This window comes from Mucilaginibacter sp. P1_A3, from assembly GCF_056406855.1.
Genome location: NZ_JBFTZJ010000006.1, coordinates 321,368 through 346,780 on the forward strand (window position 1 = coordinate 321,368; position 25,413 = coordinate 346,780).

Here is a 25,413-nt window from a genome sequence, read left to right on the forward strand (position 1 = left end):
TATTTTATCAGTTTTTAAATTTCTATTTATGTTATTCAATTTCCATATCGTCGTTGTAAACTGCGCGGTTGGCGCTGCTGTTCAGTGAAGCCCGGTTGAAAAGTTTACGTTGTGCTGCCATTATTTGCTGATCGTTGCCTTTCCAGCATTCCAGGGCAGGTTGCTGCAATGCTCTTGAAAATGAATAAGTCATTTTCCATGGCATAGACTGATCATACAATTTGTGTAAACTATTAAGGCGGGTGGTTGCCAGCTCAGGCGTCTGTCCCCCTGACAAGAAAGCAATCCCTGGTACAGCAGCCGGAACTGTTTCCAACAGGCATAGTATTGTCAGTTCTGCTATCGTTTCAAGATCGGACTGACCATGCGATCCCAATCCCGGTAATATCATATTCGGTTTCAATATTATTGCAGAGAGGTCTACATTATTCTTATATAACTCTTCAAAAAGAATGTTTAAAGTCTTACGCGTCACCCGTTCGGATGCGTAAATATTATGATTGCCTGTCATGAGCACTTCCGGCTCTACAATCGGTACCAGGCCGGCTTCCTGGCATTGAACAGCATACCGCGCAAGCAGCAAACAGTTGGCATGAATTGCGCAGGACGCCGGTTCATTACCCTCCACCTGTATGACCGCTCGCCATTTTGCAAATTGTGCGCCCATTCTCAAATATTCCTCCAGCCTTTCTGTTAAGCCATTCAATCCTTTAGTAACCTTATGCCCGTGAAAGCCGGGTAGCTCAACCGTTCCCTCGTCTACTTTTATCCCAGGAATAATACCATTCTGTTTAAGTACATCGATCATCATGTCTCCGTGATCTGTACGCTGGCGGATAGTCTCATCAAATAAGATTGCACCGCTGATATATTTACTCAGCGCAGGTGTAGTCACGATTAACTCCCGGTATTTACGCCTCATTTCTTCTGTTTGCGGAACTCCTACAGCTTGGAACCTGCTGTTACATGTTTCGGTACTCTCATCCATTGCCAGCAACCCCTTATCCTTGTAGAGCAACTGACTGATTGTATGTTGTAATTTTTCAAGATTCATCTGATTTTTAATTAGGTCTTTAAATGTTCTTAATACCGTCCAGTAAGAAAATGACATGCCATATCATAACTGATTGTTAATCAAATATTTGAAATAAGTTATTAATGCGACTTCCTGCGATATTTCATGGAATTTGGCTTTTAAAATGAAATAGCAATAAGGTATAAAGCAACTCTGCAGGCGATTGAATACCGTTCCCAGCGGCCTTTACGTACATAAATTCAATGCCCGGTCTTAAATACTCGTTATATCATTTCTACAGGAATAAATAGCGAAATGCCGTAATGTTGGATCTTTAGCAAAATTCGTAAGTGTCTTGTTATCAATACTTTATTTGATGGCATAAAAATTACTCTTCCCATGTCGTCCAACAAGTTGTGAATTCATGCAACAGGAGGGTATTAAATCACCAACTAAAAAATATATATGAAAACAATTAAAGTTCCGACCAGGGAAGATGTCAATGAAGATTCGCAGGTAATTTTTGAGCAGATTTCAAAAAAGCTTGGTAAGCTTCCAAATTTGTATGCAACAATCGGTTATTCCTCACAGGCACTAAAAGGCTTTCTGCAGTTTGACACTGCTTTGAGTGGAGGCGTATTTACCCTAAAAGAGAGAGAAGCCATCAATCTTGTAGTTTCTGAGGTAAACGACTGCAGCTATTGCCTTGCCGCACATACAGTGACCGCACAAAGCAATGGCTACACCCACGATGAAACCATCAGCATCCGAAAAGGGGTTACTGAAAAAGCTAAACTCAGCGCCATAATCAAATTGGCAAAGTATATCACTGAAAACCAGGGCCAGGCTGATCCGGGATTACTCCAGGATTTTTTCGAAGCAGGATACAAGGAGGATGCCCTGATAGAATTGATAGGCCTTATCGTGGTTAGAATATTTACCAACTATGTTTATGCGGCTACAGGAGTTCCTATCGATTTCCCCCAAGCATTAAGTTTAAAGTAACCGGCAGGTTTTAAAGTGCTTCCGGCTTCAATTCAGTTTTTACCGGAACCGGCTATTTATCTAATTAATTAAAATAAGAACTCATGAGTGCAACAAAAAACCAGGCTTATTCAACAGTTACCTGTGATGAAGACAAGCTTAAGCTGGGTAACCAATTCATTTTAGCGTTCCGAAACCGGGACTGGGACCTTTTAAAGTCTATCATAACTGAGGACTGTACCTGGTCGTTACCGGGTATGGGTGAACTGGCGGGAGAATCGGCCGGGCCGGCAGAGATCGTCGAAAAAGCTAAACAGTTTGTAATCAAATTAAGCCTTGAACTCAACCATATTCAATACAGCTTAAACTGTGTGGCATTGGCTATCAAAAATAAGACCGTGACCGTTGGGTCCGACACACAAGAGCATGTCGCAACAGTCACAACGTTGAGGGATGGCAAAATATCAGGGATCAATTCCTTTTTTTCAGACGTCGCCGGTGTGCGGGAGCAATTTGCGGAATGGGCTAATTAATTCAAAAAATTCAAAATTATTAATCAAAAACCAAGTATCATGAACACAAATCAAACTAATATGGACCGCCGTGCTTTTTTGGGTACAGCCGGTATTTTTACAATCGGAGCACTGATCGCTCCAAAACTTATGTTTGGGCAAACTAAGCCGGACGGACCTGTCCAAATGATCAACAAAGCCGCAGCTACTGCAAAGATCAATGTAACCAAGTTGAGAGGTAATATTTACATGGTTGAAGGGTCCGGTGGAAACATCGCTGTTTTGAACGGCCCTGAAGGAAAACTTTTAATCGATGCCGGTATTGATGTATCCAAAGCACATGTTCTGGCTGCTTTGAAAACGATCAGTGATAAACCGATCAAATTGCTTATCAACAGCCACTGGCACTTTGATCATACCAGCGGCAATGAGTATATGCATAACGCCGGCGCGACAATCATAGCGCAGGATATCACCCGTGAACATTTAACCAAAAGGGTTTATCAACCTGAATGGGATTATACTTTCGAGCCATTGCCGAAAGGTGGTTTACCAACCATTACCTTCAAAAACGAGTATCACCAACAATTTAATGGTGAAAAGATCTCGGTTAAAACTTATCAACCGGCACATACAGACTGCGATTCCTCAATTTATTTTGCCAATGCCGATATACTTCATGTAGCCGACACTTTTTGGAACGCCTACTATCCCTTCATCGATTACGCCACCGGCGGCAGCATTGACGGCATGATAACAGCCGCAGCCCAGAATGTAGCCAGGACGAATAAACATACCATCGTCATTCCAGGGCACGGGGCAATCGGCAATCACGCGCAGCTAATAGAATTTCACGATATGCTTGTAACTGTCCGTGACCGGGTTGCGAAGCTGAAAAAACAAGGCAGGAATCTAAAAGACACCATTGCAGCTAAGCCAACTGCATCCTTCGATCCTAAATTCGGGAACTTTGTGATCAAGGGTGATTTCTTTACGAAACTGGTTTACGCCGGTGTTTAGTTCAAAATCTTTGCAGTGTCGAACAGGGATTATACCCTGTTCGATTAATGGTATTCAAACTACCTGAAGAAAAAAGTTAAAATAATTAGTTATGGAAATTAAAGATCCCATCAAGTGGCCGCTTTGGCCTGCGTTGGTACAGGCAAAATGCCCAAGATGCAGACGAGGGGAGATGTTTGCAAATGAGATGTACGGTTTTCACGGGCAGGTAATGTTAAAAAAGTGTGACCATTGTCATTTGACTTATGAAATTGAACCCGGGTATTTTTACGTAGCCATGCTGATCAGTTACTCGATGATTGTAGCAGAAATGGTGACGCTGGCAGTAGCAACTTCTGTGCTGACCGGCAGTGAAAATCCCTGGGTATATGTTATTGTAACACTTACCGTGGCATTGATGCTAGCTCCTTTTAATTTCAGGTATTCCAGAGTGATCCTTTTATACTGGCTTACACCTGGGTTAAACTACCACCCTGAGATGAGTGCTGACGAGCCTTTAGACAATTTATCCACTCAAAGCAACGGCAATGTACTTCCTGTCAACAATAAATTAATAAAATGAAATATTCAATTATCAAATTTTTATCCGGCCTCGAACAGGCCGGGAAAAACCTAGTGAGAGCTGGAATCGTCATCGTTTTTCTTTGGATCGGCGGTTTAAAATTCTTTACATACGAAGCTGACGGTATAGTGCCCTTTGTTGCGAACAGCCCTATGATGTCATTTCTTTACAAAGATCCGGGCGCCTACAAGAAGCATATCAATAAGGAGGGTGAATTGAATACGACAAACCATTTTTGGCAGATTAAAAACGGGACTTATATATTGTCAAATATCCTGGGTGTTTTCCTGGTAGTAATTGCGTTGCTGGTATCATTACATAAATTTTTACCTCTTCCAAGTATGATTGCAAGTTTACTGATAGTCATCATGACTGCTGTGACCTTATCATTTTTAGTAACAACGCCGGAAGCCTGGGTTCCCAATCTCGGAGATACCGACTGGGGGTTTCCCTATCTGTCGGCACGCGGCAGGCTGGTACTCAAGGATATTGTCATTATGGGTGGAGCAATCATAAACATGAGTGAATCAGCATCGCTTTATCTCAGATGGCACAAATAAACATTAGTGCCGATAAAACCATTGTCGGCAAATCCAGGCGTAAATTTATCTGTCAGACTTTCTTTGCAGGCATAGTTTACGTAATACCAAAAAACTATCAGGCTATGTTAGATCCAAAAGGGACTATTGTAAAAACGAGCGTATTTCCATTTGGTAAAAGTATCATAAGACTTTTGGAAATATTAAAAAGCCGCGGCATTATCATTTATGCAGACATTGACCAGCAAACGGAATTAAGTTCAGTCGGCAAAATCATTCCTCCGATGCGATTGATCATCTTTGGAAACCCGAGAACCGGTAGCCTTATTTTGCCGGAATTGCCTGTGGCAGGCCTGGATCTTCCATTAAAATTATTGATCTGGGAAAGCACAGATAAGGTAGTCCGTATAGCATTCAATTCTTCTGATTATTTAGCTACAAGGTATAATTTAAATCAGGAGGTAGAAAAGCTTCTTGATTTAGAGGGCCTGGTGATGTCCGCTGTAAATAATTAACACTTGTATCGCGTGATTAGTGATATATCAACAATGGTTATTCGTAATTATTTATATATCGCAAATGGACCACGATCTGGTTAATGTAAGTAACTCGTTTATAGCTACTTATTTATCGGCATTGCATTTGCAAAATGAAGTGTAATTATGGTTCCAACCCCAAAAGATAAGTAACCCACTTAAATCAATAAAAAATGGTCAAAGTTTACGAAGAAACCGCATCAGTTGAAAATAAAGACAAAGGATTTTCCGAATTGCTGAAGAGTCACCTTTCGAGCATAGAGACCCTTTCCGTAAAATTAAAAGAAGAGATCGCAAACGTTATTGCATCAGGCACTTCAGCGACAGATGACGATGAGAAATCAATATTGCTTGATCTGAGTAATGAAATTGCGGCCGCGCGGAACAGCGAAGGCTTGTTCTTGGCTGTACATTCAAAACTTGCCACTTTCTTTGACATAGAAGGCCTCACCATCGTATTAAATGAACCAATTGTTGATCGCTACCATCTTTATGGATTTGAAAAAGGGTCTTCAATACCCGATCAAAGGGAACTGATATTCAATGAAACGACTCTGTTCGATTCGCGGTTAAATTCTATGCTAAAAGAACTGACTGGTACTGGAGCGCCACTTTATTATGATACCGCGGCCTATGCAGACGACCAGACCGATTCGAGCTTATTTAAATCCTGGGATGAGAAAGGGTGGAAAAATTTTGCCGTTGTTGCACTGAAAGTAAGCGGGGAAAATTTAGGGTACCTGATCCTCCACATGATGCCGGATGCGATCAGTTCATTACGTATTAATTTATTGCAAGGTATCTGTGCGCAGCTCTCAGTAGGGCTTTCCAATATCAATAGGATCGAGGAAATATTACGCAGGAAAAATGAAATGGAATTATTGCTATCAATAAATACCGGAATTGCATCGGTACGAAGTGCAGAGGAACTGGCGACCTTCATTAAAGAGAAATTTAAAAAATTCCTTGGTTGCAGTCATACGATGATTGCAGTCATAGATAGTGACGGAGAGACATTCAGTCCCTTTTTATTGGATGAATCTGCGCGTGCGAAAGCTCATCCGGATGTTTTCAAAGCGCATAAAAGCAGCTACAAAACCAATGATCCTATTTTAACCGAGTCTAAACTTTCCGCTTCACCGGTTTTATTTGATTTGGTTGCACTTGAATTATTAAGTGAGATGCCTTTATATATCAAACTCAATCATGATCTGCAGCAAAAGACGCTGCTGGTTACCAGATTGGCAAAAGGCGATGATGTGTTTGGATACTGGCTGATATACTTCAGTGATCAAGAGCTGATAACTAACGAAAAGCTTCAACTCATACAAAGTTTATCGCATCAGCTTTGTATAACAGTAGCTAATATTATCGCTAATGAGGAGATCGAGAGCCGGGAAGTTGAAAAGGGGCGGTTACTAAAGTTTAGCAATGCCATAGCGCCTTTAAGGGATAAACAATTGCTTTCCAAAGTCCTTAAGGTTCAGCTTTATGAAATTTTTGGTATCAGGCAATATGTGATTCACGTATTTAACAGAGAAACTGATGAGTACCGGGCGTTTCTTTTTGACAGTGACATCCTATCAGGTGACGTTCCTGATTTAAACGAAAACCTGATCAGCACCATAAATTATCCTAAAGGCCTTGTGGAGCTGGTATCCGGCAGTGACGGTCCCATATTATATGAGGTAACGGAGGAAAACATTGTATTGCCTGCAGATTCACAATCTCTGTTCAAGTGCCCTCATAACCAGCGTGTAGGTATGTTGATAAAACTCGGTTCCGATGGCAATGCAGTATTAACGTTTATTCATTCTGATTTTATTCAGGTAAAAAATCAGGAGGTACTCCTGAAAAGCATTTGTTCTCAAATTTCAATAGCCGTATCAAATATTCTAGCCAATGACAAGGTAAATCAACAATTGTTAGAAATAGACCGTTACAAACAGCAGCTTGAGGAAGAAACTATTTATTTAAAGGAAGAAATAGAGGTTAACCAAAATTATGCAGAAATCATAGGGGAGAGCCAGGTGATGCAGAAAACCTTCCGGATGGTAACCCAGGTTGCACCTTCTGACAGTACGGTTTTGATCTTAGGTGAGACAGGTACCGGCAAGGAACTGATCGCCCGTGCTATCCATAATAATTCTCCAAGAAAAAATAAACTGATGGTTAAAGTGAATTGTGCCGCATTACCGGCCAATTTAATCGAAAGTGAGTTGTTCGGACATGAAAAAGGAAGTTTTACCGGTGCAACTGAACGCCGGCTTGGAAAGTTTGAAATAGCTAATAACGGCACATTATTCCTGGATGAAATCGGTGAAATGCCATTGGAACTACAGGTCAAATTGTTGAGAGCGCTTCAGGAAAAAGAGATTGAGCGCGTAGGCGGCAGGGGAACAATCAAAGTTGATGTTAGAATTATCGCGGCGACTAACAGGGATCTGGAGAAGGAGGTAGATGAGGGTCGTTTCCGGAGTGACCTCTATTACCGTTTAAATATTTTCCCTATAGAGCTGGCAGCTCTTCGGGACAGGAAAGAGGATATCCCTATTTTGGCCACGCATTTTATTCATCGCTATTCAAAAAAGACCGGACGCCAAATTACTACTCTCGGCAATAAGGCTTTACAGGATATGGTACACTATAGCTGGCCTGGTAATATCCGTGAATTGGAGCATCTGATAGAACGTAGTATTTTACTTACTACCGGCCCAACTTTGAAGCATATTCACCTGCCCTCAAATAAAACAAGTAATACTGTTATTACATCGAACGGCGAGATATCATTGAAAACGATCGATGAAAACGAGTGCGAGCACATATTGAGAATCTTAAAGTATTGCCAGGGTAGGATTTCCGGCCCGGGGGGTGCAGCGGAAATATTAGGCGTGCCGCCAAGTACATTAAATTCCAAAATAAAACGATTGGGCATTAAAAAGGAACATTTGATATGATGATATACTACGAACAGCTTTTTTAACAACTTTCTTAAATACCATTAATGTATAATCAATTTATATCGGAATTAAATTTCTTGATTAATTCTAACCGTAATCTTCTAAATCCAAATATCCCCGGTTTTAAAAAGGGACTTCAAGCGACACATGAAGATTCTTTAAAGAATAATCATGAAAGTTTAATACCCTCACCGCACGAGTTTTTGGATGCCAATTATCATTCTGATTATATTAAACGATTTTTTATTGTTGCAGTAGTTGTTTTGTTGGGGCTTCTGCTATTGTTTGTTAACCGATACCTTGCTAAAAGAAGCCTGAGCAAAATCCTTAAAGATCAATGCGACGAAACTGCTTTAAGTAATGAGAACCTGTCAAGAGAAAAATCCAGTTTGTTAAAAGAGAAGGGAAACCTGATCGAACAGAAAGAATGGCTGCTGGCTGAGATACATCACCGGGTGCGCAACAATTTGCACACAATTGTCTCATTAATGGAATCACAGGCAGTTTACCTTAAAAATGATGCGCTAACAGCCCTTGAAAAAAGCCAGCACAGGATTTATGCGATGTCATTGATTCACCAAAACATGTATTGCGATGAATACCTGCAAAAGGTCGATATCGAAAACTTTATTGATCAGCTATCCCGGTACATTAAGGGAAGCTATCCTTCTGAAAACCCAGTTAATATCCAACTTGATATAGATCCGGTAAAAGTCAACATGACACAGGCCATTCCACTGGCACTTATTATTAATGAAGTGATTACAAATGCGGTATTACACGCGTTCGATAAGACGAAGACTGCGAGAATTTTGGTAAGTATGCATGAAGCAAATGATTTAGTGAAACTTATAATTTCCGACAACGGCATTGGGATAGATGTTAATGAAAATCATAATCCTTCTGATACGCTGGGAATGGTTCTTATAAACGGGTTGAGTGAAGATATAAACGGTGAAATAATTATTGAAAGTAAACAAGGCACAAAGGTGTCATTGGTTTTTCCGGTAGAATATATAAGTGATAAGCAATTAACACAACGGTATTAAATAATGATTCAATGATACAACTAAGGTAATACAGGTATAAACTGATCATATAAATGCAGACCTGCACAGCGAAATATAGCTTGACCTTAAATTATCATCTGTTCGTTATGAAAATGTCCGCGCTCTAAAAATAAATTATCCATTTCAGGCGGCTTAGTGGGCAACATGATAAAAAATAAAATTAAATTTAAACAACCTAACCTGGATTTTCCATGGAAAGGCTGTCGTATTTCAAATAATTAAATTGTGAGAACAAAAATATTAATTGTAGAAGACCAATTTATCGAAGCAAATAACATGCAGGGCATTCTTGAACGCGCCGGATATAAGGTAACCGGCATAGCCCGTTCTGTTCCTATTGCCCTTAAAATGATTGAAAAGGAACAGCCGGATATGGTCATGCTGGATATTTTGTTGCAGGGAAACCTGACAGGCATTGATCTAGCCGGAACGCTTCGCGAAATGAAAATTGCTTTTGTTTATCTTTCGGCTAACTCCAATAAGCAGATACTTGACGCCGCCAAGGCTACTAAGCCTTATGGATTTTTAGTTAAACCATTCCGCGCCAAAGACGTATTAATTATGCTTGATGTTGCCTGGTATTTACATCAACAGGCAGAGGAGGAAATTAAAAACAAAGACGCGTTTATCAAAAACGGCGGATTATCCGGTTCAAATGAACTTAAGGAAATCATCGGAAACAGTCCTGCAATTTCCAACATATTGAATAACGTAAAACTCGTTAGCCAGTCCGATACTGCTGTTCTTATACTCGGTGAGAGCGGTACCGGGAAAGAACTCATCGCGCAGGCCATCCATCGGCTTTCAAAACGAAAAAGTAAACCTTTGATCGTTGTTAACTGCGCAGCTCTTCCGGCAAATCTTATTGAGTCGGAACTTTTCGGCCACGAAAAAGGGTCGTTTACCGGAGCTTTCAATAAAAGGATCGGTAAATTTGAACAAGCGGATGGAGGAACTATTTTTTTAGATGAAATAGGAGAGTTGCCTTTGGACCTGCAGGTTAAATTTTTAAGGGTTTTACAAGAAAAAGAGATTGAGCGGATTGGAGGAAATGCAAAAAAAGTAGATGTTCGGATCATTGCCGCAACGAACAGGAATCTGGAAGAAGAGATCAGCGCCGGTCGTTTCCGTCTTGATCTCTATTACCGTCTTAATATATTCCCTATCCTTCTGCCGCCATTAAGGGAGAGACAAGGTGATGTTTTGCAACTTGCCAGTTATTTCCTGAAAAAATATGCTGATAAACAGGGCAAATCAATTACAGGCTTTTCTGATGAAGTTATTAGTTTAATTAAACAATACAGCTGGCCCGGTAACGTTCGGGAACTTGAAAATATGATGGAAAGGAGCGTCTTGCTGGCAATGGGAACATTAATAACCACCCTGGTGTTGCCCAAGGATAAGGGAAAAGCTATTATTGAGATAGAAGTGGATAAAGTAAAAACCATCGAAGAAAATGAACGGGATCATATCCTTGCAACACTTATAAAATGTGACTGGAAGGTTTACGGTGAAGGAGGCGCTGCTGAACTGTTGGACATCAATGTATCCACCCTTAATTCCAGGATGAAAAAGCTGGGCATAGATAGAAAACATTTTATTCATAAATAGAAAACACGTTATTACCCGAGTCTTATAATAAAATGCTTTAACATACCCTCTCGGATAGATTAACTACAGTTTAACTGATCTGATTAATAGTATAGATTTTAAGTTTTATTGGTTTCCCGCTTAAACACGCGGAATCCAATAACAGCAATTACTAACTGAAAACAAGTAAAAGTAAGGAGGGCTACTGGCCATCCGTAAGGAATTAAAGCACCAAATAGAAGACTTCCAATACCCGAACCCATAAACAACATGAACACATTCAGGCCCATTGCCTGTCCCGGTTGATTTTTCCCGAAGTCAGTTACTATTCCGGCTAGTAACGGCTGGCTTAGATCATAGCCTAATGATAGGGTAGTAACCAGGATACAGGTTAACCACAACGGAAGATGAAATGCAATTAATGCAACACTCAGGCCGCTTATAAGAAATCCCAAAGGCAAAAGGTGTTTCCGGCCGTGTATATCAGCAGCTTTTCCAATAACCGGTCCGAGCAGGAAACCAGGCAAACCGTAACCCATCAGCGCAAGTCCGATCTGCCATTCATTGAGGCTGTAATTGTCTTTAAAGTATAATCCCAGCCAGGTGAAAATTCCAGCGTGAAATATACCGTTACATAAAACATAGAAATAAGTCCGCAGGCCCCGTCTTTGTGCAAGCAGGTCATAATAACCGTTAATCACCCTGTTTAAGGTAATACCTGCAGTTATAGGTTTCGGTAACTTTAATTTATTGATTGAAACAGCCAGAAAAATCAGCACTACTGCGGCGAGAATAGCCAGCCCGATAAATAACATCCGCCAGCCCACCATCGGGGCGAGCGCAACTCCAATTGTAGACCCTGCGGCAGCGCCACCCGCCATCGCACCGAATAGCCATCCAAGAGGCCTGCCACGTTCATCAAAACTGTACAACCGACCCGTGAGTGCTACGGAAATCGGTATAACGCCACTTGAACCCATGCCCGTTAGAAAACGCCATAATATCAATTCGTTTACGGTTGATGCAGTAGAAGTCAGTAAAGTCAGAATGATAAATGCAAGCAGTGAAATAATAATGATCGATGTTGGCCGGAAACGGTCTGCAAGCAATCCGAAAAACAGAGTCGCAATCGCGTAAGGAATAAGATATGCAGGAATTAATATCCCCGTAAACTGCTGCGAAACCTTAAATATCACGGATAAATTTGGTATTAGCGGCGCAATCATATAGGCTTGAAAAAAGATGATAAAGGTTGCTGAAGCCAGTAGCCATAAAAGCTTCTCCCTGTTTTTTCCTGAAATAATTTTTACACTATTAATCGTATCCATGCATTAAATTTTGATTTATGATCTTAAAAAACCAATCCGTTTAGCCACTGATTTTTTTTAGGATTATCCAAATGAGTGCCTGAATTGAACTGTTTGATAGAGAATGTATTAGGTGATATTAAATGAATGTCCGGTAATGATATGTCGCTATTTTTCAAATTGCAATTGCTATATCAGTATTACAGCCGGCTGAATGTGGCATTAGCACATAAGACGTTACGATGTAGAGATTTTCTATGTCTTTTCTCCATCCCTGTGATAAATAATTTCGAAACCTGTACTTATCCCGTGACCATGATATTTAAACAAAGACTTTAAGTGTGGTTATATTTCGCCAGCACAGTGTTGAAATTTATTGCATAAGTGACTGGTTCACTGTTTGTTAATGCATGGCATTCCATTGGCAGAATGGTTTCCGAATTATGCCTGTAATTAAAAATTGAAATAATTTAATTACGGGTAAGCATATATCATTATTAAAATTAAAAAAATGGAAACAGAAAAAAACGTTGGCGAAGTAATTATACCGCCATTTGCAGAAGATCCTAAACTTTCATTCGAAGTGCGGGAATTTCTAAAAGCTTTAAACGCACCGGGAGGCGTTCCCTTAGAATCTCTCCCGCCTGTACAGGCGCGGCAGGTGTTGTTCGATTCGCAAATGTCGGTACCGGTTGATATGACCGGTGTGGAAGAATCTGAGTATACCATCAATGCAGATGGATTTGAAATCGTACTTAATATCGTTCGGCCGGCAGGTGTCAAAGCTGTATTGCCCGTATTTATATTCATTCATGGTGGTGGCTGGGTCCTGGGGGATTACCCGACACACAAAAGAATGGTACGTGACCTTGCATTACTATCAGGCGCTGCTGGCGTATTCGTCAACTACACCCGCACCCCTGATGCAGCATACCCCAGAGCGATCAACGAAATCTTCGCTGCAACAAAATGGGTAGCTGCTAACGGCCATGAAATAAATGTAGATGGCAAAAGGCTCGCAGTGGTAGGTAACAGTGTAGGCGGCAACATGACGGCCGTTACTGCTTTAAAGGCTAAAGCGAATAACGGTCCTGATATTAAGGTACAAATTATGATGTGGCCGATAGTGGACGCTGATTTTGAGACCTATTCATTCAAGCGTTTTGGTAAAGACCGCTTTCTAACAACACCCTTAATGAAGTGGATGTACGATATGTATATTCCACAGCCTGAAAAAAGACAGGATATTTACGCTTCGCCTTTACAGGCATCAAAGGAACAATTAAAAGGATTGCCCCCGGCAATAATAGTAGTCGCAGAAAACGATGTTTTGCGCGATGGGGGAGAAGCCTATGGCCGGAAACTGGACGAGGCTGGTGTCCGCACAACGGTAACCCGTTTTAACGGGGTGATACACGATTTTGGCCTTTTAAACCAACTGGCAGACATCCATCCAACCCGATCCATGTTCGCGTTTTGTGCCGCCGAATTGAAGAAGCATCTTAGTTAAGAAATAGGAATAAGCTCCATTTTTCAAATCACATCTTAAATTAAAATACATGAAAAATCAAATTAGCAACAAATTAAAATTTATAGTAAAACGTGCGGGTTTTCTGCTGGCACTGATATGTGCCGCTGCGACATGCGTTCAGGCACAGGTTAAAGACTATGCGACGGATGAACATCTCAGCCCGGCAGTTAAAACCTTTTTGAAAACACTGAATACCGGTGGGCCGGGTTTGGAAACACTGACACCGGTTCAGGCAAGACAGATTCTAGTAGATGTCCAGGCAGCGTATAAAGTCAATATGTCCGGGGTAGACATTTCAGAAAAAACAATAAAAGCTGATGGTCAGGAAATCAAGCTTAATATCGTTAGACCGACAGGCCTGAAAGGACCTTTACCGGTATTTATATATATTCATGGCGGTGGTTGGGTTTTAGGTGATTTCCCTACTCACAAACATATGGTAAGGAATCTTGCTGTTTTATCAGGTTGTGTGGGTGTATTTGTAAATTATACACGGACGCCTGACGCAGCTTACCCAACGCAGATTGATCAGATCTATGCTGCTACAAAGTGGGTTGCAGAGCATGGCAGTGAAATTAATGTAGATGGCAAAAAGCTTGGTGTTGTCGGAAACAGCGTCGGTGGAAATATGACCGCCGTCACCGCTATCAAAGCAAAAGAAAATAACGGACCGCATATCAGTGTTCAGATCATGATGTGGCCGATACTAGATCACGATTTTGAAACCGGATCCTATAAAGCCTTCGGCGCCGACCGCTTCCTGAGTACACCATTAATGAAGTGGATGTATGACATGTACATTCCCGAAGATAATAAACGTGACGATATTCACGCATCGCCCCTGCGGGCTACAAACGAACAATTGCAGGGTTTACCTCCGGCACTGATCCAAGTCGCCGAAAATGACGTCTTAAGAGATGAAGGCGAGGCCTACGGCCGTAGGTTGGAGCAAGCGGGTGTGACTGTTACGACGGTTCGTTATAATGGGGTAATTCATGACTGGGGATTGCTGACCGGATTGGCTAAACTGCCTCAGACAGATGCGTTATTTATTCAGGCTGCGGCTGAACTGCGTAAGTATTTAAAATAACAAGCTGTAAATACACAATCAAATGAAAATAACTGCGTTAATCGCCCGTATATTGTTAGGCCTGATTTATTTCATATTCGGACTGAACTTCTTTTTCAACTTTGTTCCTATCCCGCAAATGGGAAAGGAAGGTGATGTGTTTTTAAAATCGCTTATAACGTCGGGTTATTTTTTTCAATTCCTCAAAATAATTGAAGTAGCTGGTGGGTTTTTTTTGCTGATTAATCGATACACCGCTTTCATTTTAATTATGGTCTTGCCAGTTAGTGTGAATATCTTCTTATTTCACACGATGCTCGCACCATCGGGCATACCGATGGCGTTAGGTATCCTGGCATTAAATCTTTTTTTATGTGTGGCGTATCTAAAATATTATAGAAGCGTGTTTGTTGCCAAACCCGAGGCTGGCCAGTAACTTCAATTAAGATTAGTACGGGAATTTTTCTGATTACTTTAAAGGTAATTCTTTATTATAATCATGCCTTGTGAATGCAGGATCGCGCCAGATTTTGGAGCTATCCTGCATTTTATTAATGTACTGCAACAAGTATTTCCTATGATCTAATCGCTATGGCGTTTACGGTTTTATATCGGCTTAGTATACGATTGCTGCGAAGCTCCGGCCTGTTAAAGTGCAAAATCATTATTTAATTAACTAATTAATATTTACAGCACTGCCAATGAATTTGTTAAGGCGGTATCCACATTTAACGGGTCAACATTGAAGCGGATTTCAATCCTGGTGCCATTGTTGTTTGCAATATCTATAACCCCATTGATATCTTCACTAAGTCCTTTCATCAATTTAAATCCAAGGGAATTAATTGGCTTATCGGCGATATCCGGATTTATGCCAACGCCGTTGTCAGAAATGATCAATATAAATTCCGTGTTAACCTGGTTCATGGAAATAGTTATTAAACCTAACAGATCCGGCATAAAAGCATATTTAATGGAATTGGTTACCGCTTCATTAATGATCAACGCTAAAGGAATGGCCTGAGATACTCCTAATTGGATCGGTTCGATCTCCAGTTGAAAATGGACATGTTGCTGCTTTCCGAAACTTTCATTCAGGTATTGAATAAGTTCGGGAATATATACCGACATATCAATGGTTTTGGTCTCACTCATTTGATATAGTTTCTGGTGGATGAGTGACATAGCGTATATCCGGTGCTGACTGCTTTCAATCGCTTTTAAGGCATCGTTTTCCAGATAGGCTGCCTGGGACTCGAGGAGACATATTACGGTGTGTAAATTATTTTTCACCCGGTGATGTACTTCTTTCAATAACCACTCCTTTTCAGTTAGCAAATGATCTTTCTGTATGATCAAAACGTCCTTCTCTAATACAAGTTCTTTTAGATTTTCGTTAATAGCGATGATTTTTTCACGCTGATCCTGCAGTTCCTTGTTGCTTCGCTGTTTAGAGCGATACATTTTATAACTTAAAGCCAACAACATGAACAATAATGCTGAGGCAGCTACAATCCAGTTACGGGTTTTCTCTGCATAGTTTAGCCGAGCCCTTTGCAGCTTATCCTTATTTTGTAATATTTTAATGTCCTTTTTCTTTTGCTCAGTACCATAAGCAATGGAAAGTCTCTGGATCTCTTTATTCTTGGCAAGATCGAAAGTTGAATCCTTTAATTGTTGGCTGCGTTGTAAATACTTGATCGCGGAATTAAATTTGCCGGAGGCTGAGTCTATTTTAAACAGGTAAACATTGATTTGCCGAACAGAGTTACTGGTATTTTCACGTTCCTGTACCTTTAGCGCCGCTTTCAACCAATTCTTTGCTTTTGCATATTGCCCTGTCCGGGTATAAAAACCGCCAATTAAATAATCGGTATTAAAGTCCGGGTCATAACCACTTTTAGATTTCTGACTTTTAAAATAAAGAATTGCCTGGTCGATAAACTTGGCGGCTTTTCCATTTTGCTTCAAGGCTTCATAACACTGTGCTTTCCCCAAAGCAACTAATTTTTTAGCAAAGGGAGCTACCGGCGGATATTTCTTTTCTTGTTCATTAATATACTTTAAGCCTTCTGATGGATTACCTTCTAATACGAATAACGAAGCAATCTGCCTGACACCATAATAAATCCGATCCGTTTGCTTTCTCTTTATGTAAAAATCATTCAATATATATAAGGCCTCCTTTGATTCAGACTTCATATCTAAAGTGAAATAAGTGTTTGCCAGACCGGTATATACCCAATTGTAGTTAGCTGAATCGACAGCAGAGGTTCGAATTTGCATAGCCCTAAGTGCATAGCTTAGGGCCTCTTTATAATTGCCGTTTCGCTGGCAGGCGATTATCAACCAGCCGTAAGTATTGATAGGTAGATAATGATCTTTACCAACGAAAGCCTTAAGAACATGGGCGAATTCACGCTCTGCCAAACGCGTTTTTCCTTGCTGCAAATGTGCCCAAGCTATGTCTTTAAATGACAAGCATTCCAGTGATGGTTGATGACCTAAACGGTAAAGGGAAGCCAACTTATTTTTGATCAAAATATAATCGTCGAACTTTTTTAACGACTCATAAATGTCACACAGCCTTAAGAGAAATGCCTCCTGATCTCTGCTGTTTTTGTTATCAATGGTTTTTACAGCCAGGAGCTCATAAATCAAAGATTTATTGAAATCTAGCTTGTACTGGTATACGCCTGCGAGCAAATCATATGTAGTCCCCAGGTATATACCTTCAACGCCGCCGAAGTCGCTAATCATTTTAAGTAGCTCTCTTTCTGCCAGCGTTGCATTACCCTGTTGTAAATGAAGATCTGCACATTCGCGTAAGAAATTTAACTCATATTGCTTATCGCCAAGCTGGTAAATTATCGGACGCATTTGCGATAGAAACCTAACTTTCCAATCCAGGTCTGCGGAATCTATAAAGTCCTGATCGTTCTTTGCTTCCAGAAGTCCATATTTTTTTTGCTCGATAGATCCGCATTTTTGCAAAAGAGAAAGCGCCTTGTTTTGCAATAGCATTTTTTGCGGTCGTTCTATCGGATTCTTGCTATGGTAGAGTTTTGCCAGCTCAATATCCGCCAAAGCTAAATGATACCTGTCTTCAGACCTCTCTAAAGTTTGAATTGCCAAGACAAACGGCCTTTTGTTCTTTTCTCCTCTTTCTTTGGACAAATACGCTTTTAACAGCAATATATTCCCCTCTATTAATACTGATCTAAGTATGGCGTTTAATTGGTTTACCTGTCGAATAAATGCTTCTGCGCTATCCAAATCCTTTTTATTCTCACCCGCTTTCAAGATATGATAAGAGGCAAGTTTCAGCAAAGCGTCCGCACGGGTGGTGCTATTAATCTTTCTACGCAAGACCCTGCCGTAACCATCAGCTTCGTGCCTGGTTATTTGCTGAGCCGTTGTCAATGTTACGAGGAAAAATTGTATCAGTATTAGCAGCAGATATTTCATAACGTTTTGTGACGACTTTTAGGTTTCAGAAACAACGGTATAGCACTCTCTATAATCACGGCAAAACTCCCTCGGTTCATTTGGCGTGTAATTTGGTGATGCATGAGAAAAACAAGGCTATCATCTGATATCCTGCATGTAACCTCTTAGCCAAGCAACAGCAATATTTTTAATGATTGAATATCAATGCTGTCATCCTGTATGTTTAAGGTGTATTATACGATTTTCAGATTTTGACAGCATTTCATTATCTAAAATTAAAATCTGGGCGTTTTATCACTTACAAAGAACACGGTCCTTGTATACTCAACAGCTGTGCCTTGGGTTATCTATCTGATTACTTGCCAATTAGAGTAATTAACGACGAGATGGCAGGTTCGATATATCGCTAATCGCATCTTCGTTAACGAAATGTCAATAATTTTGTATGGCAGGTTTGCCAGGGGGGAAAGATTGTGCAGGAATGAAGAGAGTTGTTATATATTCAAAGCCTATTAGGCATTTAAAATCTGCATTGTAATTCGTGATATAGTGCCTGTAAAAAAGCGGTGGACAGGCTTCTTCACAACATGGCTGACAGATGAAGATTTCAATTTTTTATCAATTTTAGCGAATGAGCAAATTTTTAAGGTTAATCTTCAATCGATAATTTTCGACCTATAACGTTACAGGGTTGATGGAGAAACCGGCAGGAGCCCATCTTATGGACATTCTGGTCGACATATGGCATCGGCTGGAAATATCAAGTCGAAATGAATTAAGTCGCTCATCAATTTGGCCATTTTATGGCAATACAGATGGCTTAATATTCAACATATAAGAAATCCTTTCCTTTACATTCCGATTGTCGGTGGCAATTTTTGCGCCGGTGCTTCCATATTTTTCGTAAATCAATTTATCAGTCACAGGATCTGTTTTTATTAGTTCTACAGATTGCAGCCTGTCAGGTATATTATCGCCAAACCAATAGGGGCTTGGTCTTTGTTGCCAGGTGACCAGAGCCATTTGGAAACCGGAGCGAAGTATTTTATTTTCGCTTAATGCGGCTTTTACAGCTATATCATTACCGTATAACGTAGCCATCGTGCAAACTTTTTTATTAATCAGCAAGCTAATTACTTTAAAGCCTTGCTTTGTAAAATTAATATTCTGTGGCAGAGATGCTTTAACATTAATTTTTTCATCAATTATCGTAGACTCCGTACAGTTTGCTGATAGGAGTGCATATGCTGCGATGATCATATAAATTTTTCTTTTCATAACATTATTGTTTTACAGGAATAGTAAATACATAATCTTCGTTTTTCATGGGACGGTGACAATTAATGCATTCCGATGCGAACATTGAAGATGTACCATATGGAATCATTTTTAAAGTTTTAAAACGAGCAAATCCCCATCCGCCGGTCGACGCATATTTTTGACTATTCTTGATCATTAAATCAAGCTGAACAAAAGTACCTGTCCGGACATTCCCCGATGAATCTCTTACCTGAGTCCATAGGGCTTTAGCGATGCGCGCGCCATCCGGCCATGGACGTATTTGATTGGTCTTCGCCGCCTCAACGGCGATATTGTTTCCAAAGATGACACGCATGGTTCCGTTTTCAAATCGGTCGCTGATGCTTAAAGGCTGCCAGTTCTTATAATCAGGATCATATGGGATGCCGTTTGGAGATACAGGGATTTGGGACAAACGACTATTATGCAGCCATTCTTCGTATTGACGAGCCGCCGCATTTAATTTTACTGTGTCGGAAACCTTATAGTCCACAATTCCTGCCAGATATTTTTTAAGGGCTGAAATATCAGTTGCGGATAATCTCGCCGACTGGTGTACAAATGCGTAATCAGCTTTAGGCATGGCACCAAGGGAGGCGTGATTGATGGCTTCCCACAATTTCTGCTTTCTTTCTGCCGGGGTATATTTATCCCATTCTGAAAAATTTAAATGCGCCCTTCCCTGATTGACGTGCCTGGCCACCTGCCAATAGATAGGGACAATCTGGTCGCCCCAGCCAAGTTTTGTTTCGTTAGAATGGCAGTCATAGCAGGCTCGCTTTAATATGGCTTTAACATTAGCAGGAACGGGAATATCACTCGTAACAGGTGGTTTGGCTAACTCAGGGCGCAAAAACTGGATGCTGATCAGCAGGATTAATAGGATCAGGATAGTGCTTACCATCGCCTGCCGGCTGAATAAGTTCGTGAATATGCTCATGGCTTTAAGGAATTAATGTTGGCTGTTTTTTATTTACGCGAATCAACTTGATGTTTTCAGTCGTGAGATAACGAGTGCGGTACCCTCGTCCATTGCAATTCCGTAAGCTGTGACGAAAATTCCTTTTTCCCCGTTGATTGATTCAATGGCATAAATGATCACCTCATCCGCCGGATCAGATTCCCCTTCATAACGATAAATATCTCTGATCTGAAAGTTGTCAATATTATATAGGGCATTACGCCCAATGAGGCTATTAGCTTCGAGGTTAAAATCAATGATGTAACCCTGGCGCTTAAGTTCATTTATAGCAATTGCCGCGGAGTCGTAATGGAAGGTAGTTTTCATAAATGAGTGGATTAGCACTTATATCGTATATCACCGTCAGGCTACTTTCATGCCGCGACGTAAATATTTGTTAATCAAGTATTAAATCGATTTTTTCGAAAATTTCAATTGACGACATTTCGCTATTTTAAAAAAGTCGAATTGAAATATGGATAAAAGGACGTTTGATTTGCCGGTACCTGCCGGGTATTCTAGAATATGGACTGATCGGAGACGGAAGGATCTTTTTGTATACCGTATGCTGAAATGAGTACGGTGATAATACAGGAGGCGATGATCAATCTGGTTATTAAGAAAATAAGCGTTTCCATAAAATTAATTTTAATTGATGATGATAAATGATAACCGGAACAACACAGCGTCCCGGTTAAGCATTTAAACTAATTTGTTATTTACTTGTGAAAGCATAGGCGATACGCAGCTCAAAGAAATTAAGCTTACTATTCTCTACAGATCGGATATATCTGCCAGTAGCTTCATACCTTATACCTGCATCGATATAATTCTTTCCGCCTACATTGAATTGTGCGCCAATCTGCGGGGCGTATAGAAAGGCCGCTGTTTTTGTATAGCCCAGATCTTTTTTATTTAAGGTAAAACCAGCGCCGGCATCACCCTGTACATACCAATTTGGAATCACGAAATATTTAAAACCAGCCATAACCGGAAGGAAATGAATGTCCCGGGCTGATAATTTGCTGCCATTGATATTGTCCTTTCCGGAAAAGTTCAAATAACCTGCATTAATTGTTGCAAAGAGGTTATCGGCAATCGGAATATCAGCTTGAACGGATCCGCCGATGTTCCATCCGTAACCTTTTTTAAAGTTCCCGGTTGATACACCGCTTTCAACGCCGACGCTGTAGACTACACCATTTGCTGTGACGTTGCTTTGGGCTTTTGCCCGGAAAGAGAAGGCTGCTGTAAACAGAAGGATAAAGCTGATTTTTGTTAGATTTTTCATGTTGTTAATTTTAAAATGGATAATTATTGATTATTTATAGAAGATATAAAGCAATTCAATCGCGTACAGATAGATGGTAAATAATTTACTCTGTACAAGTTTTACCGGGTCAGCCCAAATTCGAGAAAGCTTGTCGGATAACCCTTTCGCAGGTATATTAACTGGATAGGATTTAGATTCCTCAGTTAGAGGGTTGGGATATGGAGCCCTGGTCAATTGATTTGCCCCGGATCCCGTGATGTTAATTTGCATGGCACTTTTCATTTGAATGAATATGGTAATGCAATGCTATTTACATATGATATGCCACTAACTTAAATTATTGTAAATCAAGTTGTTAAAGAATGGTAGTCATTTATGTAGTTATGCCATTTCAGGGATTGGCGAAATCACAGCGATATATGAATAAGATTTATCTAATGTTGCTTCTTGATTCCGACAGCCTGTGCTGATTTAAAATAATTATCAATTCTTGTTTCTCAAAAATGAAATAAAAGGAGTGCCAGTACCTTTTGGCAATTGCTTAAACTCAATCAGTGAATGCTAATAATTCAACCGGTTATTAAATTGACACTCTTATCCGATTGTAATACGTCGAGCGATTTATTAATTCAAAAAACCACTTTCACTGCATTAATCGCGTCACATTCTTTGGCCCATTTTCTTACCGCTTTGCTTATTTGCGCACATTTCGCTAATGGGATTTTAGTTTAGCGAAATAAAGCCGTCTTAATTTTCGTATGGTAACCTTACTTAAATGATTTTCAATCATTTAAGTAATTGGTATCCACTTTGGTTAAAGAAGATATACGGTTGAGTTCATTCGCTGTAGCAATAAACCTTCATTAAATATTCGAGACATGAAAAATTTAGACTCTAGGGCCAAAGTGATCATCGGTTTACAAACCAAAGGCTACGATTTGGATTTCACCCTTAATAATGAATTTCTACGCTGTATTCAGGATGGTGAATTGATAAGCCCGGATGATTTTGAGATAGTAGAGACCTTTCTGTTTGCTGATGAATCTATAACCGGTTTACCTTCTGTAATTTATGCGATCAACTCTTTCTCCTATGGCGTCAAAGGTATATTAATGACCTCCTTTACCGCCTTCTCTCAGGGCCTATCCATCCACTTGTGGTTCAAATTAGCTGCAAACCTTAATTAAGGATTCGAAATTATAATTGATTCTATGAACAACAAACTTGTATTATCCGGTTTAAAGTCCTTTTTAAATGGAATTTATAGGGAAAGATATCCGCGCAGCTTTCACTACTACAATTCCAATCATTCTGAATTGTTGGTGGAGGCTATTAAAGAATTTGCTGAAGATCTGCATATTTCCAAGGATGAATTTTTTGAGGTCCAGGTTGCCGGATGGTTCTTTGATGTCTCCAGATTGGAATATTGGGAAGATATTAACGGCGCACCAACAACGATAAGCAAATTACTTCGAGAAAGTGGGGTAGAAGAGGAATATATCAAGCCGATTTTAAATCTTCTTCCAGCGGATTATTCAAACAATCCACCACTCAGTTTGCTGGAACAGATTCTCTCAGACGCTTTGCGTTTTCATTGGACAAAGAAGTCATTTAACCTTTGGACAGAAGCACTGCGTAAGGATACTGAATTCATGGAAGGGCGGGAAATTCCGGTCGGCGACTGGTTAAAGCAGGTAATGGTGTTTATGCAGACCTATCATTTTTACACGAATCATAGCAAGGTATTGCAGCGTAAGAAACAAAAGAACCTGGATCTACTGGAGGAACAGGTAAAAGTCCTTGAGCATCACAATAAAGTTTTTCATGAACATCGTTCTCACCATAGTACAAGAATCGAGGATGCCGAAAAACCTGATAAAGGGATTGAAACAATGTTTCGCGTAGCAACTTCTAACAACCAGCGCCTTACAAGTTTAGGCGATAATAAGGCACATATTCTGATCACGGTCAATTCTATCATTCTATCAGCCATAATCAGTTTGTTATTGCGTAAATTAGACGACAGCAGCTACCTTATCTATCCTACATTCACATTGCTCTCTGTAAGTTTGTTTTCCATGATCTTCGCCATTTTGGCAACACGGCCAACCATTCCGAAAGGCCGTGTTAATGATGACGAACCGGAAGCGCTTTCTGCGAACCTTTTGTTTTTCGGCAACTTTTACCGGATGTCCCTGGCAGATTATACAGACGGTATGTTCAGGTTAATGGATGACAAAAAAATATTATATAAAAGCCTGATTAAAGATGTGTACGGCCAGGGGATCGTACTTGGTAAGAAATACCTTATGTTAAGAGTGGCCTACAACATTTTTATGTTTGGCCTCATCATTTCCGTGGTTACATTTTTTATCGTGTTTTTTCAGCACACACCCGCTGTGCAGTCTAATCTACCTAAATCCCCGTGACGCTAAATTAATCGCCATTTAAAATTCTGTTTTAATTAACTTCTTTCTAAAAACTATAATTGATAAATCATGATTATTATTTATTACCAGCCGGAAACTACTGAAATAGAAAGCTGGAAATCAAGGCTCGAAGCAACATTTACTAAATACGAAGCTGTTTTAACCGAAGAGAAGCGGGTTCCGGTTATTGATGACGGTATAGTAATCACTGAAGGGAAAATTGCTATTGAAGAATATATTGCCGGTTGTGAAAAGTTCTTTGCCGGATGGTATGAAGACCGTTGTGACAAACATGATTTTTTTCCGGACACGGACGCTTGATTTAATGACCTGCGTCATAAATTCCTGGCATTTCCTGATACGAAGAGATGGAAAGTATTTAAATCGACACCTTTTTGAATATCGGCTTAATATTATAAGTGCCTTACGGAAGTTAGGGGCATCCTATTAAAGAAAAAACAGGAGCCTGGCCGATTTTAATATAAATCGGTATTTCCGTATAAGCGCGATAGCATTTGAATTAGAAAGGGATAGACACACACAAAATCATAACCGTGGTAATTCCGGACCATCATACGGATGCGCTATTGCTTTGGCAAATCAGTTGAGGCGATATCTGCTTCTTGAGCCTTTGGATCGGCTTACATTGATTCCCTGTTCCGGTCGACAGCCTCTTTTACATTGAAATGAGTATTTGCCCGGTCAAGCCTTAAAGTAGCCGGTAATATTGCATGTTTAAAATGAGCTATAAGTTCTTCATCCGTCATTTTGCAAAGCTAAAAAGCTTAATGACACTTACAAATTGCTCCTATGAATACGGATTTATCGTCGATTCTATTTCAAAACAAAGGCAGTTTCGCATTTGATTTCTGACATAACAAATAAGCTCGTAAACTGTCGAACTCCGGGTAGATTTCCAAGTTTTTTTACTAACACAAGGCTGTATTCATCCATATCTTTGATAGCAATCCGTAATAAAAAATCAATCGCACCTGTCATGTGATAGCATTCCATGATTTCTTCCAGTTTGGCAGCACCTTCCATAAATGCCGTCAGGCTTTCCTCAGTATGTTTTTCTACGTTTACCTGAACGTAACCTATTAAACCGCGGTCGATCATCTTGGGATCCAATATCGCCGAAAAACGTTTGATTAATCCTTGTTCATGCATCTGCTGGATACGTAGTTGAATAGGGCTTTGTGTTTTGTTTAAAAGGGTGCCAAGTTTTTTATTAGATATCCTGCAATCTTTTTGCAGTGCATTCAATATTCCAATGTCGGTCCGGTCAAGTTTTCTTTGCATTTGT

At 40.1% G+C, this 25,413-nt stretch carries 24 protein-coding genes; 15 read left to right on the forward strand and 9 right to left on the reverse strand.

What is annotated here, in order from left to right; all coding sequences use genetic code 11:
• Nucleotides 1-31: 31 nt before the first annotated feature.
• The gene (locus AC1D0K_RS14555) at nt 32-1,111 is read right to left on the reverse strand and encodes a class I fructose-bisphosphate aldolase (RefSeq protein WP_477399954.1); all 1,080 of its coding nucleotides are present in this window, start codon (nt 1,109-1,111) and stop codon (nt 32-34) included.
• A gap of 369 nt (nt 1,112-1,480) precedes the next feature.
• Between AC1D0K_RS14555 and AC1D0K_RS14560 the strand changes: the two genes are divergently transcribed.
• The 9 genes from AC1D0K_RS14560 (at nt 1,481) to AC1D0K_RS14600 (ending at nt 10,809) form a co-directional block, all read left to right on the forward strand.
• Nucleotides 1,481-2,020: a carboxymuconolactone decarboxylase family protein gene (locus tag AC1D0K_RS14560; RefSeq protein WP_477442294.1), complete on the forward strand. Its 540-nt coding sequence runs from the start codon at nt 1,481-1,483 to the stop codon at nt 2,018-2,020.
• Nucleotides 2,021-2,103: 83 nt separating this feature from the next.
• A complete protein-coding gene (locus AC1D0K_RS14565; protein WP_477399451.1) occupies nt 2,104-2,532 on the forward strand; it encodes a nuclear transport factor 2 family protein in 429 nt (142 codons plus the stop codon).
• 39 nt (nt 2,533-2,571) lie between these two features.
• Nucleotides 2,572-3,531, forward strand: a complete 960-nt coding sequence (locus AC1D0K_RS14570; protein WP_477399453.1) for an MBL fold metallo-hydrolase — start codon at nt 2,572-2,574, stop codon at nt 3,529-3,531.
• A 91-nt stretch (nt 3,532-3,622) separates the two neighbouring features.
• Entirely contained in the window at nt 3,623-4,093 is a 471-nt protein-coding gene (locus tag AC1D0K_RS14575) for a DUF983 domain-containing protein (protein ID WP_477399455.1), read from the forward strand.
• Nucleotides 4,090-4,653 carry a DUF417 family protein gene (locus tag AC1D0K_RS14580; RefSeq protein WP_477399457.1) on the forward strand — a complete coding sequence of 188 codons (564 nt, stop codon included), beginning with the start codon at nt 4,090-4,092 and terminating at the stop codon, nt 4,651-4,653. The genes AC1D0K_RS14575 and AC1D0K_RS14580 overlap by 4 nt, the downstream gene beginning before the upstream one ends.
• On the forward strand, nt 4,641-5,147 hold the full coding sequence (locus AC1D0K_RS14585; protein ID WP_477399459.1) for a DUF302 domain-containing protein: 507 nt from the start codon (nt 4,641-4,643) through the stop codon (nt 5,145-5,147). The genes AC1D0K_RS14580 and AC1D0K_RS14585 overlap by 13 nt, the downstream gene beginning before the upstream one ends.
• A gap of 194 nt (nt 5,148-5,341) precedes the next feature.
• On the forward strand, nt 5,342-8,125 hold the full coding sequence (locus AC1D0K_RS14590; protein WP_477399461.1) for a sigma-54-dependent Fis family transcriptional regulator: 2,784 nt from the start codon (nt 5,342-5,344) through the stop codon (nt 8,123-8,125).
• A 47-nt stretch (nt 8,126-8,172) separates the two neighbouring features.
• Nucleotides 8,173-9,177, forward strand: a complete 1,005-nt coding sequence (locus tag AC1D0K_RS14595) for a sensor histidine kinase (protein WP_477442292.1) — start codon at nt 8,173-8,175, stop codon at nt 9,175-9,177.
• 246 nt (nt 9,178-9,423) lie between these two features.
• On the forward strand, nt 9,424-10,809 hold the full coding sequence (locus tag AC1D0K_RS14600) for a sigma-54-dependent transcriptional regulator (RefSeq protein WP_477398659.1): 1,386 nt from the start codon (nt 9,424-9,426) through the stop codon (nt 10,807-10,809).
• Between the two features lie 98 nt (nt 10,810-10,907).
• On the opposite strand, the gene AC1D0K_RS14605 is transcribed toward AC1D0K_RS14600, so the two are convergent.
• Nucleotides 10,908-12,116: an MFS transporter gene (locus AC1D0K_RS14605; protein WP_477398657.1), complete on the reverse strand. Its 1,209-nt coding sequence runs from the start codon at nt 12,114-12,116 to the stop codon at nt 10,908-10,910.
• 490 nt (nt 12,117-12,606) lie between these two features.
• Between AC1D0K_RS14605 and AC1D0K_RS14610 the strand changes: the two genes are divergently transcribed.
• From AC1D0K_RS14610 to AC1D0K_RS14620, 3 genes are read left to right on the forward strand one after another with little or no spacing between them, the layout of a single operon-like run.
• Nucleotides 12,607-13,605, forward strand: coding sequence for an alpha/beta hydrolase (locus AC1D0K_RS14610; protein ID WP_477398655.1), 999 nt, complete (start codon nt 12,607-12,609; stop codon nt 13,603-13,605).
• Between the two features lie 49 nt (nt 13,606-13,654).
• Nucleotides 13,655-14,716, forward strand: coding sequence for an alpha/beta hydrolase (locus tag AC1D0K_RS14615; RefSeq protein WP_477398653.1), 1,062 nt, complete (start codon nt 13,655-13,657; stop codon nt 14,714-14,716).
• Nucleotides 14,717-14,738: 22 nt separating this feature from the next.
• Nucleotides 14,739-15,131 (forward strand): hypothetical protein, encoded by a 393-nt coding sequence (locus tag AC1D0K_RS14620; protein ID WP_477398651.1) that lies wholly within the window; start codon nt 14,739-14,741, stop codon nt 15,129-15,131.
• Between the two features lie 251 nt (nt 15,132-15,382).
• Here the strand turns inward: AC1D0K_RS14620 and AC1D0K_RS14625 are convergent, their stop codons facing one another.
• The 5 genes from AC1D0K_RS14625 to AC1D0K_RS14645 all read right to left on the reverse strand — a co-directional run bounded on the left by AC1D0K_RS14625 (nt 15,383) and on the right by AC1D0K_RS14645 (nt 21,696).
• Entirely contained in the window at nt 15,383-18,163 is a 2,781-nt protein-coding gene (locus AC1D0K_RS14625; protein ID WP_477398649.1) for a histidine kinase dimerization/phosphoacceptor domain -containing protein, read from the reverse strand.
• Between the two features lie 783 nt (nt 18,164-18,946).
• The gene (locus AC1D0K_RS14630) at nt 18,947-19,423 is read right to left on the reverse strand and encodes a hypothetical protein (protein ID WP_477398647.1); all 477 of its coding nucleotides are present in this window, start codon (nt 19,421-19,423) and stop codon (nt 18,947-18,949) included.
• Nucleotides 19,424-19,427: 4 nt separating this feature from the next.
• Nucleotides 19,428-20,384: a heme-binding domain-containing protein gene (locus tag AC1D0K_RS14635; protein WP_477398645.1), complete on the reverse strand. Its 957-nt coding sequence runs from the start codon at nt 20,382-20,384 to the stop codon at nt 19,428-19,430.
• A 42-nt stretch (nt 20,385-20,426) separates the two neighbouring features.
• Complete coding sequence (locus tag AC1D0K_RS14640) at nt 20,427-20,732, reverse strand: phosphoribosylpyrophosphate synthetase (RefSeq protein ID WP_477442288.1); 306 nt, start codon at nt 20,730-20,732, stop codon at nt 20,427-20,429.
• Between the two features lie 388 nt (nt 20,733-21,120).
• Nucleotides 21,121-21,696 (reverse strand): outer membrane beta-barrel protein, encoded by a 576-nt coding sequence (locus AC1D0K_RS14645; protein WP_477399717.1) that lies wholly within the window; start codon nt 21,694-21,696, stop codon nt 21,121-21,123.
• An 860-nt stretch (nt 21,697-22,556) separates the two neighbouring features.
• Here AC1D0K_RS14645 and AC1D0K_RS14650 point away from each other — a divergent pair.
• From AC1D0K_RS14650 to AC1D0K_RS14660, 3 genes are all read left to right on the forward strand, one after another.
• Nucleotides 22,557-22,865: a hypothetical protein gene (locus tag AC1D0K_RS14650; RefSeq protein WP_477399715.1), complete on the forward strand. Its 309-nt coding sequence runs from the start codon at nt 22,557-22,559 to the stop codon at nt 22,863-22,865.
• A gap of 24 nt (nt 22,866-22,889) precedes the next feature.
• Entirely contained in the window at nt 22,890-24,107 is a 1,218-nt protein-coding gene (locus AC1D0K_RS14655) for a Pycsar system effector family protein (protein WP_477399714.1), read from the forward strand.
• 69 nt (nt 24,108-24,176) lie between these two features.
• The gene (locus AC1D0K_RS14660) at nt 24,177-24,428 is read left to right on the forward strand and encodes a hypothetical protein (RefSeq protein ID WP_477399713.1); all 252 of its coding nucleotides are present in this window, start codon (nt 24,177-24,179) and stop codon (nt 24,426-24,428) included.
• Nucleotides 24,429-24,748: 320 nt separating this feature from the next.
• Here the strand turns inward: AC1D0K_RS14660 and AC1D0K_RS14665 are convergent, their stop codons facing one another.
• Complete coding sequence (locus AC1D0K_RS14665) at nt 24,749-24,874, reverse strand: DUF6965 family protein (RefSeq protein WP_477399711.1); 126 nt, start codon at nt 24,872-24,874, stop codon at nt 24,749-24,751.
• A gap of 67 nt (nt 24,875-24,941) precedes the next feature.
• Nucleotides 24,942-25,409, reverse strand: coding sequence for an Lrp/AsnC family transcriptional regulator (locus AC1D0K_RS14670; RefSeq protein ID WP_477442286.1), 468 nt, complete (start codon nt 25,407-25,409; stop codon nt 24,942-24,944).
• Between the last annotated feature and the right edge of the window lie 4 nt (nt 25,410-25,413).

Bases quoted from the DNA above. Each gene is read 5' to 3' on its own strand.
- AC1D0K_RS14570 (WP_477399453.1), top strand. From the start codon at position 2,572: ATGAACACAAATCAAACTAATATGGACCGCCGTGCTTTTTTGGGTACA.
- AC1D0K_RS14635 (WP_477398645.1), bottom strand. From the start codon at position 20,384: ATGAGCATATTCACGAACTTATTCAGCCGGCAGGCGATGGTAAGCACT.
- AC1D0K_RS14565 (WP_477399451.1), top strand. From the start codon at position 2,104: ATGAGTGCAACAAAAAACCAGGCTTATTCAACAGTTACCTGTGATGAA.
- AC1D0K_RS14595 (WP_477442292.1), top strand. From the start codon at position 8,173: ATGTATAATCAATTTATATCGGAATTAAATTTCTTGATTAATTCTAAC.
- AC1D0K_RS14590 (WP_477399461.1), top strand. From the start codon at position 5,342: ATGGTCAAAGTTTACGAAGAAACCGCATCAGTTGAAAATAAAGACAAA.
- AC1D0K_RS14655 (WP_477399714.1), top strand. From the start codon at position 22,890: ATGAACAACAAACTTGTATTATCCGGTTTAAAGTCCTTTTTAAATGGA.
- AC1D0K_RS14665 (WP_477399711.1), bottom strand. From the start codon at position 24,874: ATGACGGATGAAGAACTTATAGCTCATTTTAAACATGCAATATTACCG.
- AC1D0K_RS14650 (WP_477399715.1), top strand. From the start codon at position 22,557: ATGAAAAATTTAGACTCTAGGGCCAAAGTGATCATCGGTTTACAAACC.
- AC1D0K_RS14580 (WP_477399457.1), top strand. From the start codon at position 4,090: ATGAAATATTCAATTATCAAATTTTTATCCGGCCTCGAACAGGCCGGG.
- AC1D0K_RS14660 (WP_477399713.1), top strand. From the start codon at position 24,177: ATGATTATTATTTATTACCAGCCGGAAACTACTGAAATAGAAAGCTGG.
- AC1D0K_RS14620 (WP_477398651.1), top strand. From the start codon at position 14,739: ATGAAAATAACTGCGTTAATCGCCCGTATATTGTTAGGCCTGATTTAT.
- AC1D0K_RS14625 (WP_477398649.1), bottom strand. From the start codon at position 18,163: ATGAAATATCTGCTGCTAATACTGATACAATTTTTCCTCGTAACATTG.
- AC1D0K_RS14560 (WP_477442294.1), top strand. From the start codon at position 1,481: ATGAAAACAATTAAAGTTCCGACCAGGGAAGATGTCAATGAAGATTCG.
- AC1D0K_RS14605 (WP_477398657.1), bottom strand. From the start codon at position 12,116: ATGGATACGATTAATAGTGTAAAAATTATTTCAGGAAAAAACAGGGAG.
- AC1D0K_RS14615 (WP_477398653.1), top strand. From the start codon at position 13,655: ATGAAAAATCAAATTAGCAACAAATTAAAATTTATAGTAAAACGTGCG.
- AC1D0K_RS14585 (WP_477399459.1), top strand. From the start codon at position 4,641: ATGGCACAAATAAACATTAGTGCCGATAAAACCATTGTCGGCAAATCC.
- AC1D0K_RS14670 (WP_477442286.1), bottom strand. From the start codon at position 25,409: ATGCAAAGAAAACTTGACCGGACCGACATTGGAATATTGAATGCACTG.
- AC1D0K_RS14555 (WP_477399954.1), bottom strand. From the start codon at position 1,111: ATGTCATTTTCTTACTGGACGGTATTAAGAACATTTAAAGACCTAATT.
- AC1D0K_RS14575 (WP_477399455.1), top strand. From the start codon at position 3,623: ATGGAAATTAAAGATCCCATCAAGTGGCCGCTTTGGCCTGCGTTGGTA.
- AC1D0K_RS14640 (WP_477442288.1), bottom strand. From the start codon at position 20,732: ATGAAAACTACCTTCCATTACGACTCCGCGGCAATTGCTATAAATGAA.
- AC1D0K_RS14645 (WP_477399717.1), bottom strand. From the start codon at position 21,696: ATGAAAAATCTAACAAAAATCAGCTTTATCCTTCTGTTTACAGCAGCC.
- AC1D0K_RS14630 (WP_477398647.1), bottom strand. From the start codon at position 19,423: ATGAAAAGAAAAATTTATATGATCATCGCAGCATATGCACTCCTATCA.
- AC1D0K_RS14610 (WP_477398655.1), top strand. From the start codon at position 12,607: ATGGAAACAGAAAAAAACGTTGGCGAAGTAATTATACCGCCATTTGCA.